The organism is Kitasatospora sp. RG8, from assembly GCF_017813315.1.
Classification (GTDB): domain Bacteria; phylum Actinomycetota; class Actinomycetes; order Streptomycetales; family Streptomycetaceae; genus Kitasatospora.
In genome coordinates this window covers 39,708-51,500 of the sequence record NZ_JAGIYX010000038.1, presented here as the reverse complement: position 1 = coordinate 51,500, position 11,793 = coordinate 39,708, and the positions used below count along the sequence as shown (strand labels likewise).

Sequence of the window (11,793 nt, the reverse complement as noted above, 5' to 3'; positions counted from 1 at the left end):
CAGTTGGGGAGGGCGCACGCGGAATTCATCCGATCGAGCTATCAAGTTGTGACGTTGACACCTCGGTGTCAGCGCCCTCCCCATCCTCATCTGCTAATAACGCCGGCATCTCAGGAACAACGCGTCCCGGCCGCCGGCAGCTTGCCGTCGACCAGGTAGGCCTCCAGTGCGGAGTCGATGCAGGTGTTCCCCTTGCCGAACGCGCCGTGGCCCTCGCCCACCCGGGTCAGCAGGGTGGCGGCGGCGAAGCCCTTGGCCAGCGCCTCGGCGGAGGCGTACGGGGTGGCCGGGTCGCCGGTGGAGCCGACGACCAGGATCGGGTCGGCGCCCTCGGCGCGGATCGTGTGCGCCTTCTCCGGGGTCTTGAACGGCCAGTACGCGCAGCCCGGCTCGCTGTAGTCGTCCACCGTGACGCCCTTGGAGAACAGCGGGGCCTCGGCCTGGAGCCTGGCCACGGCCTGCTGGGCCTTCTCGGGGGTCGGGGCCGGGGCGGCGTTGTCGGCGCACCTGATCGCGCCGTTCGCCTCCTCCATCGCGTTGTAGTGGCCCTTCGCGTCACGGCCGTTGTACTCGTCCGCGAACGCCAGCAGGGGGTCGGGCTTGTTGCCGACCATGGCCCAGCCGAGCGCGTTGCGCAGGTACTGCCAGGTCGTCTTCTCGTCGCCGTACAGCAGCTGGGTGGTGCCGGTCCAGGCGAGGTCCCGGCCGAGCTTTCGGCCGTCCTTGGCGGTCATCGGGTGGTCGTGCAGGCCGTCGAGGAAGTCGGCGGCCTTCTTGGCGGCCTTGGCCGGGTCCTTGCCGAGCGGGCACTCGGCGGCGTGGTTCTGCACGCAGTCGGCGGCGAAGCGCTCGAAGGACTTCTCGAAGCCGACCTGCTGGTCGATGCCGTGGTCCAGCTGGTCCTGGGCGGGGTCGACGGCGCCGTCCAGGATGAGCCGGCCGGCGTTCTTCGGGAACTCCTCGGCGTAGACCGCGCCGAGGTAGGTGCCGTAGGAGACGCCGAGGTAGTTCAGCTTCTTGTCGCCGACGGCCGCGCGCAGCACGTCCAGGTCCCGGGCGGTGTTGCGGGTGCCGACGAAGGGCAGCAGCTTGCCGGACTTGGCCTGGCAGGCCGCGGCGTGCTCGGTGGCGTTCTTGACGTGCTCGGCCTTGCGGACCGCCGGGTCGAGCGGGTCGTCGGCCTCGTTGCGGGCGTCCTTCTGCTTGTCGTCGAAGCAGACGACCGGCGAGCTGTCGCCGGTGCCGCGGGGGTCGAAGCCGATCACGTCGAAGCGGTTGTGCAGGCCGCCGTCGAAGTCCTTGGCGCCGTACTTGACCATCTCGATGCCCGAGGCGCCCGGGCCGCCCGGGTTGACCATCAGCGAGCCGACCTTCTGGTCCGGCTTGGCGGCCGGCAGCTTGATCATCGCGAGGTCGAGGGCGTCGGCGGCGGGGTGGGTGTAGTCGAGCGGGACGTGCAGCTTGCCGCAGAGCATCCCGGATATGTCGATCTTGGCCTGCTCGGCCTGGGGGTCGGCGGGGCAGGCGGCCCAGGCGATCTGCTGGCCGTAGAAGGGCTTGAGCGCCGGGTCGTCCGCCCCGGTGGGCTTCGGCGTCGGGGTCGGGGTCGCCGTCGGGGTGGCGGCGGCCGTGGAGGGGGCCCCGGCGGCCTGGTCCTGGGCGGGCTTGGTGCTGTCGTTGCAGGCGGAGCTGAGGAGCAGGGTGCCGGCCGCGAGTGCGGTCAGCAGAACCCGCGGGCGGGAGGCCCGGAGAGATTTCATCGCACGTATGTACCACTCTGGGGTGACACGTCCGATCACTACCCCCCGGGCTGCCCGCCCGTCCCGCGTCAGGCCCGGTGCACCTTGTGGTTGGCGGCCTGGGCGCGCGGGCGGACCACCAGCAGGTCGATGTTGACGTGCGGGGGCCGGGTGACCGCCCAGGCGACGGTGTCCGCGACGTCCTCCGAGGTCAGCGGCTCGGCGACGCCCGCGTACACGGCCGCCGCCTTGTCCTCGTCACCCCGGAACCGGGTCACCGCGAAGCCCTCGGACTTCACCATGCCGGGCGCGATCTCGATCACCCGGATCGGCTCGCCGCACAGCTCCAGCCGCAGCGTCGCCGCGATGGTGTGCGCCGCGTGCTTGGCCGCCACGTAGCCGCCGCCGCCCTCGTAGGCGGCCAGCGCGGCGGTGGAGGAGAGGACGAGGACGGTGCCGTCGCCGCTCGCCCGCAGCGCCGGCAGCATGGCCTGCGTCATGTGCAGCACGCCGAGCACGTTGACCTCGTACATCGCCAGCCAGTCGGCCGGGTCGCCGGCCTCCACCGACTCGGCGCCGATCGCCCCGCCGGCGTTGTTGACCAGCACGTCCACCCGGCCGATCGCGGCCGCGAAGGCGTCCACGGCCGCCCGGTCGGTGACGTCCAGGGTGTAGGCACGGCCGCCGGTCTCCTTGGCCAGGGCCTCGATCCGGTCGGTCCGGCGGGCGGTCAGCACCACGTCGAAGCCCTCGGCGGCGAGCCGGCGGGCGGTCGCGGCGCCGATCCCGCTGCTCGCACCGGTGACCACGGCCACCTTCTGTTCGGTCATTGCCACTCCTCGGAAGCGTGGGGTCGGAAGCGATTCGGTCGCTCACCCGATCATCTCAACGGTGTCGGCGCCGCCCGTCACCGCCTAGATTCGAAGGGACGAGTGCACCGTCCCGCCGACCCCGCGGAGGACACCATGGCAGCCGAGCCGCGCCGCACCGAGTCGGGCTTCCCGTTCGCACCGCTCTACGGCCCCGGGGACCTGGCCGGCTGGGATCCGCGGGAACGCCTCGGAAACCCGGGGGAGTACCCGTACACCCGGGGCGTCCACCCGACGATGTACACCGGCCGGCCGTGGACGATGCGCCAGTACGCCGGCTTCGGCACCGCCGCCGAGTCCAACGCCCGCTACCGCCAGCTGATCGCCGGGGGCGGCACCGGCCTCTCGGTCGCCTTCGACCTGCCCACCCAGATGGGCTACGACTCGGACGCCCGGATCGCGGCCGGCGAGGTCGGCAAGGTCGGGGTGGCGATCGACAGCGTCGAGGACATGGGCGTCCTGTTCGACGGCATCCCGCTGGGCGAGGTCTCCACCTCGATGACCATCAACGCGCCCGCCGGCCTGCTGCTGCTCCTGTACCAGCTGGTCGGCGAGGCCCAGGGCGTCGCACCGGACCGGCTGACCGGCACCGTGCAGAACGACGTGCTGAAGGAGTACATCGCCCGCGGCACCTACATCTTCCCGCCGAAGCCCTCGCTGCGGCTGGCCGCGGACGTGTTCCGGTACTGCCGGGCCGAGATCCCCCGCTGGAACACCATCTCGATCTCGGGCTACCACATGGCCGAGGCCGGGGCGGGCCCCGCGCAGGAGATCGCCTTCACCCTCGCCAACGGCATCGCGTACGTGCGCACCGCCGTCGCGGCCGGCATGGCGGTCGACGACTTCGCGCCCCGGCTCTCCTTCTTCTTCGTCGCCCGCACCACCCTGCTGGAGGAGGTGGCCAAGTTCCGTGCCGCCCGCCGGATCTGGGCCCGCGTCATGCGCGAGGAGTTCGGCGCGCAGAACCCGCGCTCGCAGATGCTCCGCTTCCACACCCAGACCGCTGGGGTGCAGCTGACGGCGCAGCAGCCCGAGGTCAACCTCGTCCGGGTCGCGGTCCAGGCGCTGGCGGCGGTGCTCGGCGGCACCCAGTCGCTGCACACCAACGGCTTCGACGAGGCGATCGCGCTGCCCACCGAGAAGTCCGCCCGGCTGGCGCTGCGCACCCAGCAGGTACTCGCCCACGAGACCGACGTCACCGCCACCGTCGACCCCTTCGCGGGCTCGTACGTGGTCGAGTCGCTGACCGACGAGGTGGAGGCCGCCGCCCTCGCCCTGATGGCCCGGGTCGAGGAGCTGGGCGGCGCGGTGGCCGCGATCGAGGCCGGCTACCAGAAGGCCGAGATCGAGCGCACGGCCTACCGCGTCCAGCAGGAGACCGACTCGGGCGAGCGGACGGTGGTCGGCGTCAACCGCTTCCGGCTGGACGCCGAGGAGCCGTACCAGCCGCTGCGGGTGGACCCCGCGATCGAGGAGCAGCAGGCCGGGCGGCTGGCCCGGTTGCGGGCCGGGCGGGACTCCTCGGCGGTCGCCCGCTCGCTCGGCGCGCTGCGCCGCGCGGCCGGGGGACGGGACAACGTGCTGTACCCGATGAAGGAGGCGCTGGCCGCCCGGGCCACGCTCGGCGAGGTCTGCGACGCGCTGCGCGAGGTGTGGGGGACGTACACGCCGGACGAGCGGTTCTGAAGGATCGTCACACCGCCGCGGCACGGGGGCCGTGACCGCCGGCGCGGGCGGTCGTTGCACAGGACACGCAACCCGGGGAAGGCGGCTAAAACGAGATGTCATACCCACCTGCTCGGCCGGTATGCGCCCATCCGGGGACTACTTTCGGGGAAGTCGGGCCAAATCCCCCCAACAGGCCTACTCTTGTTGAGATGAACCGTCCTGAGTCCGCCCAGTCGGCCGTCACGCTCACCGCTGCCCGCCCCTCCGCAGACCTGCGCGGCCGGGTCAGGGCGCTGGAGCCGGAGCTGATCGCCTTCCGCCGCGACCTGCACCGGCACCCGGAGCTGGGACGCCAGGAGTTCCGCACCACCGGCCTGCTGCGCGACCGGCTGGCGGCGGCGGGCCTGGCCCCCCGGGTGCTGCCCGGCGGCACCGGGATGACCGTCGACATCGTCCCGGACGGGACCCCGCGCGGCGCCGAGTTCCTGGCGTTCCGCGCCGACATCGACGCGCTGCCGATCGACGACGCCAAGACGGACGTCCCGTACCGCTCGACCGTCCCCGGCCGGGCCCACGCCTGCGGCCACGACGTGCACACCTCCGTGGTGCTGGGTACCGCCCTGGTGCTGGCGGAGGCCGCCCGCACCGGCGAGCTGCGCCGGCCCGTCCGGCTGGTCTTCCAGCCGGCCGAGGAGGTCATGCCGGGCGGGGCGCTGGACGTGATCAACGCCGGCGGGATGGACGGCGTCGGCCGGATCTTCGCGGTGCACTGCGACCCCAAGGTGGAGGCCGGGCGGATCGGGCTGCGCACCGGGGCGATCACCTCGGCCTGCGACCGGCTGGTGCTGCACCTGGACGGCCCGGGCGGCCACACCGCCCGCCCGCACCTGACCACCGACCTGGTGACGGCGATCGCCCGGATGGCCGCCGACCTGCCGGCCGCACTGGGCCGCCGGATGGACCCGCGCTGGGGCGTCAGCCTGGTCTGGGGCCGGATCGCCTCCGGCTCAGCGCCCAACGTGATCCCGCAGCACGCCGAGCTGGAGGGCACCGTCCGCTGCCTGGACCTGGCCGGCTGGCGCGAGGCGCCGGACCAGCTGCACGAGCTGATCGCCAAGCTGGCCGAGACCTACCGGGCGAAGTGGACGCTCGACTACCACCGCGGGGTGCCGCCGGTGGTCAACGAGGCGGTCTCGGTGGGTCTGCTGGAGGCCGCCATGACGGCCCGGTTCGGCCAGGACGGCCGCCAGGTGGTGGAGGACACCGAGCAGAGCCTCGGCGGCGAGGACTTCTCCTGGTACCTGGAGCACGCCCCGGGTGCGCTGGCCCGGCTGGGCGTCCGCGCCCCCGGCGACACCACCGTGCGCGACCTGCACCAGGGCCGTTTCGACGTGGACGAGCGGGCGATCGGGATCGGCGTGGAGCTGTTCGCGACGCTGGCGCTGGACGGGGGGCCCGACGGGCGGCAGGTGGACGGGGCGTAGGGCTCGCGGCGGTCCGGTTTGCGTGAATTCAGGCTTTATGTCCGGTTACGTAAACTGGGCCGAGCCAGTTCCAGCCACCGTCCGCCAGGGGAGAGGAGAGCCGGGATGGTTGTCAGACCACGGTTTGATAACAACCCGAATGCTCCGGCGGCCCGTAACACAACCGTGTTCTACGCGCGTTACGGTGGCGTCCGACCACGCTAATCGGGTGCGTGTGAGAAGGAGATATTCCCTTGCGCCGTTCAACTAAGCTCGCCGCGGTTGTGCTCTCGGGTTCCCTGGGCATTGCCTCGCTCGCCGCTTGCGGCGCAAAGAGCAACGACACCAACGCTTCCTCGGGCTCCTCCGAGGGCGGCCTGAAGGTCGGCATGGCCTACGACATCGGCGGCCGTGGCGACCAGTCGTTCAACGACTCCGCCGCCCGTGGCCTCGACAAGGCCAAGGCCGACCTCGGCGTCTCCGTCACCGAGGCCGACGCCAAGACCGGCGAGGCCGAGGCCGACAAGGAGACCCGTCTCAAGAACCTGGTCACCTCCGGGTACAACCCGATCATCGCGGTCGGCTTCGTGTACCAGGCCGCGGTCGAGAAGGTCGCCAAGGAGAACCCGAACACCAAGTTCGCGATCATCGACTCGGCCTCCGACACCCAGCCGAGCAACGTCACCTCGCTGACGTTCTCGGAGCAGGAGGGCTCGTACCTGGCCGGCGTGGCCGCCGCCCTGAAGAGCAAGACCAAGCACATCGGCTTCATCGGCGGCGTGCAGTCCGAGCTGATCAAGAAGTTCGAGGCGGGCTACAAGGCCGGCGCGAAGTCCGTCACCCCGGACATCGCGATCGAGACCACCTACCTCACCACGCCCCCGGACTTCTCCGGCTTCAACTCGCCCGACAAGGGCAAGGAGGCCGCGCAGGGCCAGCTGGACAAGGGCGCGGACGTCATCTACTCCGCGGCCGGCTCCTCCGGCAACGGCTCCATCGAGGCCGTCGCCAACGCCGGCAAGCTGGCCATCGGCGTCGACTCCGACCAGGCCGCCCAGCCGGCCCTGGCGAAGTACAAGAACAGCATCCTCACCTCGATGGTGAAGAACGTCGACAAGGCCGTCTACGCCTACATCGAGTCCGCCAAGAAGGGCTCCCCCTTCACCGGCGTGAAGAACTTCGACCTGAAGGCCGACGGCGTCTCGCTCGCCACCACCGGCGGCAAGATCGACGACATCCAGGGCAAGCTCAACGACGCCGCCACCGCCATCAAGAGCGGCGCCACCACCGTCCCCACCGACCCGTCCAAGTAAGGACGCGGCGGGACGTCGCTGCCGCTGCCACCTGCCCGGCAGCGCAATGATTGACACGGCATCAGGGAGGGGCCCGGCAGGGTGCGCTCAGTGCGCACCCCCGGGCCCCTCCTGTACCTCATCGTTTTTTCTTGGCCCTCCAGCGCAACGACGCGCCTCCAGACCACCAGGAGATCGCCATCACCGCATCCGACCCCGCCCTCAGCAAGGGCGGTACCCCCAGCGCGGGGACGGCGACACCGGCCGTCGAACTGCGCGGCATCACCAAGCGCTTCCCCGGCGTCGTGGCCAACCACGACATCAACCTCACCGTCCGCACCGGCACCGTGCACGCCCTCATGGGTGAGAACGGCGCCGGCAAGTCGACGCTGATGAAGATCCTCTACGGCATGCAGAAGCCGGACGAGGGCACCATCGCCATCAACGGCGAGCTGTGCGAGTTCAACACCCCGGGCGAGGCCATCGCGCGCGGCATCGGCATGGTGCACCAGCACTTCATGCTCGCCGACAACCTGACCGTCTGGGAGAACGTCGTCCTCGGCGGCGAGAAGCTCTACGGCATCGGCGCCAAGGCCAAGGCGAAGATCAAGGAGATCTCCGACCAGTACGGGCTGGGCGTGCGCCCGGACGCCCTGCTCGAGGACCTCGGCGTGGCCGACCGCCAGCGGGTCGAGATCCTCAAGGTGCTCTACCGCGGCGCCAAGATCCTCATCCTCGACGAGCCCACCGCGGTGCTCGTCCCGCAGGAGGTCGACGCGCTCTTCGACAACCTGCGCGAGCTCAAGGCCGAGGGCGTCACCGTCATCTTCATCTCGCACAAGCTGCACGAGGTGCTGGCGGTGGCGGACGCGATCAGCGTCATCCGGCGCGGCACCACGGTCGGCGACGCCGACCCGCGCACCGTCACGGCGCGCCAGCTCGCCGAGCTGATGGTCGGCGCCGAGCTGCCCTCCCCGGAGAGCCGCGAGTCGACCGTCACCACCAACGAGATGCTCGACGTCCAGGGCCTGCGGATCGCCAAGACCGACGCCGAGGGCATCGAGCGCGTGGTGCTGGACGACATCTCGCTGCGCATCCACAAGGGCGAGATCCTCGGCATCGCCGGCGTCGAGGGCAACGGCCAGGCCGAACTGGTCGAGGCCATCATGGGCATGCTCCCGCTGGACGGCGGGACGGTCACCCTGGACGGCAAGGACCTCTCCGGCTCGCTCACCCGCTCCCGCCGCGAGGCCGGCATCGGGTACATCCCCGAGGACCGCCACCGGCACGGCCTGCTGCTGGAGGCCCCGCTCTGGGAGAACCGGATCCTCGGCCACGTCACCGAGAGCCCGAACTCCAGGGGCGTGCTGCTCGACCCGGCCGCCGCCCGCAGGGACACCCAGCGGATCGTCGACGAGTACGACGTCCGCACCCCCGGCATCGAGGTCACCGCGGCCTCCCTCTCCGGCGGCAACCAGCAGAAGCTGATCATCGGCCGCGAGATGAGCCACCGGCCCAAGCTGCTGATCGCCGCCCACCCCACCCGCGGTGTGGACGTCGGCGCGCAGGCGCAGATCTGGGAGCACATCCGCACCGCCCAGCGGGCCGGCCTCGCGGTGCTGCTGATCTCCGCCGACCTGGACGAGCTGATCGGCCTCTCCGACACCATCCGGGTGATCTACCGCGGCCGTCTGGTCGCCGACGCCGACCCGGCCACGGTCACCGCCGAGGACCTGGGTACCGCCATGACCGGTGCGGCCCGCGGCCACATCGAGTCCGAGGCGGACGCCGTGGAGGAGTTCCACGCGACCCAGGCCGAGGGCACCGAGGCCGCCGCAGGGGACGACGCCCCGTCCGAGACCCCCACCGACACCGCCGACCCGCAGGCGGGGGAGTAGCCACATGACCAGTCCCAACCCCGCCGCCCCCGCGGCCAAGAGCTCGCTGGCGCAGCGGTTCAGCGTCGAGAAGATCGTGCTCGCCCTCGCGGCGCCGGTGCTCGCCGTCGTGCTGTCGGTGGCGATCTGCTCGGTCCTGCTGGCGACCTCGGGCAAGAACCCGTTCGACGCCTGGGACGTGATGGTCACGTTCGGCACCAAGGCCGACGGCCAGGTGCTGATCCTGAACCGGGCCACCACGTACTACCTGGCCGCCGCGGCCGCCGCGTTCGGCTTCCGGATGAACCTCTTCAACATCGGTGTCGAGGGCCAGTACAAGGTCGCGGCGCTGTTCGCGGCGTACGTCGGCAGCCGGCTCGACCTGCCGTCGTTCATCCAGATCCCGCTGCTGCTGATCACCGCCATGCTGGTCGGCGGCCTGTACGCGAGCATCGCCGGTCTGCTGAAGGTCTTCCGCGGCGTCAGCGAGGTCATCTCGACCATCATGCTGAACGCGATCGCGATCGCCATCGTCGGTCTGCTGCTCGTCCCCGGCATCTTCGCGCCGGAGAAGGGCGGCACCACCAACGCGATCCAGACCGCCCCGGTCTCGCAGTCCAGCCACTTCTTCGCGCTGGACACCAACGGCGGCCCGCTCTACGGCTTCCTCTTCATCGCGATCCTGGTCGGCGTGGCGTTCCAGTTCACCCTGACCCGCACCCGCTTCGGCTTCGACCTGCGGGCCACCGGCCGCTCGGAGTCCGCGGCCACCGCGTCCGGCGTGAACGTCAAGCGCATGATCGTCATCTCGATGCTGGTCTCCGGTGCGCTGGCCGGTCTGATCGGCCTGCCCGAGCTGCTGCAGAACTCGTACTACTTCGGCCAGAGCTTCCAGCCCGGCCTCGGCTTCCTGGGCATCTCGGTCGCGCTGCTGGGCCGCAACAGCCCGATCGGCATGGCGTTCTCGGCGCTGCTCTTCTCCTTCCTGGACACCACCGGCGCGCTGCTGCCGAACCAGGGCGGGTTCCCGCAGGAGATCGTCCCGGTCATGCAGGGCACCATCGTCATCTGCGTCGTCGTCGCGTACGAGCTGGTGCGTCGTTACGGCCTCAAGCGCCAGCAGCAGAAGGTCGGCGCCGAACTCGCCGCCCAGGCCGCCGCCAACGAGAAGAAGGAGGTGTCGGCATGAGTACCGCCACCGCTGCCCGTGCGAAGGCGCCGGGCGCCCCCGCCAAGAAGCGCAAGATGTCCTGGCCCGTGGTGCTGCTGCTGATCGCCGGCGCCCTGGTCCTCTTCTCCGCCGTGGGCATGGCCACCGGCAACCACTCGCTGACCTCCTCCGGTCAGGTCACCGCCGCGCTGAGCGCCGCCGTGCCGATCGGCATGGCCGGTCTGGGCGGTCTCTGGTCCGAGCGGGCCGGCGTGGTCAACATCGGCCTCGAAGGCATGATGGTCGCCGGCACCTTCTGCGGCGCCTGGGCCGGTTACCTGTACAACCCGTGGGTCGGTCTGCTGGCCGGCATGCTCGGCGGCGCGCTCGGCGGCCTGCTGCACGCCGTCATCACCGTCACCTTCGGCGTCGACCACATCGTCTCCGGCGTCGGCATCAACCTGCTGATCCCCGGCATCTGTGCGTACGTCAACCGGATCTACTACAAGGACTACATCTCCGTCGGCGCCGGTGCGAACCAGTCCCCGCCGGCCGATCCGCTGCCGTACATCACCATCCCCGGCCTCTCCTCGTGGCTGAAGGACATCGAGACCAACCACTGGTTCCTGGTGTCGGACGTCGCGGGCGTGCTCGGCGGCCTGGTCACCAACATCTCCGTGGTGGTGCCGCTGGCCGGTGCGCTGATCGTGGCCACCTACTTCATCCTCTGGCGCACGGTGTTCGGCCTGCGCCTGCGCTCCTGCGGCGAGAACCCGACCGCGGCCGAGTCGCTGGGCGTCAACGTCTACAAGTACAAGTACTACGCGGTCGTCGCTTCCGGTGCCTTCGCGGGCCTCGGCGGTGCGTACCTCTCGCTGGTCGCCGCGCACTTCTACAAGGACGGCCAGACCCTCGGCCGGGGCTTCATCGGCCTCGCGGCGATGATCTTCGGCAACTGGCTGCCGGGCGGCCTCGCCATGGGCGCCGGCCTGTTCGGCTTCACCGACAGCCTCCAGCTCCGTGACCCGGAGTCGGTGCACGTGCTGATCCTGACGGTCGCGATCGCGATGTTCCTGCTGGCGCTCTGGCACGTCTACCGCCGCAAGATGACCAGCGCGGTGATCACCTTCGTGGTCTCCGGCGGCCTGTTCGCCTGGTACGCGACCACCGACGAGGTGCAGCGTCCGCTGATCGTCGCCACGCCGTACGTGATCACCCTGGTGGTGCTCTCGCTGGCCTCGCAGCGGCTGCGTCCGCCGAAGGCCGACGGCCAGATCTACCGCAAGGGCGAGGGCAAGTGACGCCCGCCCCGGTGGTCGACTGGGAGGCGCTGCGCGCGGCCGCGCGCGAGGCGATGGGCCACGCCTACGCCCCGTACAGCAAGTTCCCGGTCGGCGCGGCGGCGCTGGTGGACGACGGGCGGCTGGTCACCGGCTGCAACGTGGAGAACGCCTCGTACGGGCTCGGCCTCTGCGCCGAGTGCGGCCTGGTCTCCGCGCTGTACGCGAGCGGCGGCGGCCGGCTGACCGCGTTCACCTGTGTGGACGGGGACGGTCGGCTGCTGATGCCGTGCGGTCGTTGCCGCCAGCTGCTGTACGAGCACGGCGGTCCGGAAATGCTGATCGAGCTGCCGTCCGGCGTGAAGCCGATGAGTGACGTCCTGCCCGACGCGTTCGGGCCGGAGCGGCTCTAGTCTTTGCCTTTGTTACGCGCGTAGAGTGTCGCGAGTGGGCCG

Annotated in this window: 9 protein-coding genes; 7 read left to right on the top strand and 2 right to left on the bottom strand. The window is 70.9% G+C overall.

The annotated features are described in order from the left end of the window. Positions 1–110 precede the first annotated feature (110 nt). On the bottom strand, positions 111–1,760 hold the full coding sequence (locus tag J5Y04_RS36170; RefSeq protein WP_209416775.1) for an alpha/beta hydrolase: 1,650 nt from the start codon (positions 1,758–1,760) through the stop codon (positions 111–113). A 68-nt stretch (positions 1,761–1,828) separates the two neighbouring features. Continuing rightward, positions 1,829–2,569 (bottom strand): SDR family oxidoreductase, encoded by a 741-nt coding sequence (locus J5Y04_RS36165; RefSeq protein ID WP_209416774.1) that lies wholly within the window; start codon positions 2,567–2,569, stop codon positions 1,829–1,831. A 135-nt stretch (positions 2,570–2,704) separates the two neighbouring features. Here J5Y04_RS36165 and J5Y04_RS36160 point away from each other — a divergent pair, with 135 nt between their 5' ends. The 7 genes from J5Y04_RS36160 to J5Y04_RS36130 all read left to right on the top strand — a co-directional run bounded on the left by J5Y04_RS36160 (position 2,705) and on the right by J5Y04_RS36130 (position 11,751). Further along, positions 2,705–4,294: a methylmalonyl-CoA mutase gene (locus tag J5Y04_RS36160; protein WP_209416773.1), complete on the top strand. Its 1,590-nt coding sequence runs from the start codon at positions 2,705–2,707 to the stop codon at positions 4,292–4,294. 191 nt (positions 4,295–4,485) lie between these two features. Continuing rightward, on the top strand, positions 4,486–5,760 hold the full coding sequence (locus J5Y04_RS36155; protein WP_209416772.1) for an amidohydrolase: 1,275 nt from the start codon (positions 4,486–4,488) through the stop codon (positions 5,758–5,760). A gap of 233 nt (positions 5,761–5,993) precedes the next feature. Further along, positions 5,994–7,052 (top strand): BMP family protein, encoded by a 1,059-nt coding sequence (locus J5Y04_RS36150; protein ID WP_209416771.1) that lies wholly within the window; start codon positions 5,994–5,996, stop codon positions 7,050–7,052. 284 nt (positions 7,053–7,336) lie between these two features. Further along, entirely contained in the window at positions 7,337–8,929 is a 1,593-nt protein-coding gene (locus J5Y04_RS36145) for an ABC transporter ATP-binding protein (protein WP_374106188.1), read from the top strand. Between the two features lie 4 nt (positions 8,930–8,933). Continuing rightward, positions 8,934–10,097, top strand: coding sequence for an ABC transporter permease (locus tag J5Y04_RS36140; protein WP_209416770.1), 1,164 nt, complete (start codon positions 8,934–8,936; stop codon positions 10,095–10,097). Next, complete coding sequence (locus tag J5Y04_RS36135; protein ID WP_209416769.1) at positions 10,094–11,359, top strand: ABC transporter permease; 1,266 nt, start codon at positions 10,094–10,096, stop codon at positions 11,357–11,359. Before J5Y04_RS36140 ends, J5Y04_RS36135 begins: the two co-directional genes overlap by 4 nt. Continuing rightward, positions 11,356–11,751, top strand: coding sequence for a cytidine deaminase (locus J5Y04_RS36130; protein WP_209416768.1), 396 nt, complete (start codon positions 11,356–11,358; stop codon positions 11,749–11,751). The genes J5Y04_RS36135 and J5Y04_RS36130 overlap by 4 nt, the downstream gene beginning before the upstream one ends. The last annotated feature ends 42 nt before the right edge of the window (positions 11,752–11,793 follow it).

What these genes read in the sequence shown, in the direction of transcription:
- J5Y04_RS36140 (WP_209416770.1), top strand. Translation starts at nt 8,934, where the DNA reads ATGACCAGTCCCAACCCCGCCGCCCCCGCGGCCAAGAGCTCGCTGGCG.
- J5Y04_RS36135 (WP_209416769.1), top strand. Translation starts at nt 10,094, where the DNA reads ATGAGTACCGCCACCGCTGCCCGTGCGAAGGCGCCGGGCGCCCCCGCC.
- J5Y04_RS36160 (WP_209416773.1), top strand. Translation starts at nt 2,705, where the DNA reads ATGGCAGCCGAGCCGCGCCGCACCGAGTCGGGCTTCCCGTTCGCACCG.
- J5Y04_RS36170 (WP_209416775.1), bottom strand. Translation starts at nt 1,760, where the DNA reads ATGAAATCTCTCCGGGCCTCCCGCCCGCGGGTTCTGCTGACCGCACTC.
- J5Y04_RS36165 (WP_209416774.1), bottom strand. Translation starts at nt 2,569, where the DNA reads ATGACCGAACAGAAGGTGGCCGTGGTCACCGGTGCGAGCAGCGGGATC.
- J5Y04_RS36155 (WP_209416772.1), top strand. Translation starts at nt 4,486, where the DNA reads ATGAACCGTCCTGAGTCCGCCCAGTCGGCCGTCACGCTCACCGCTGCC.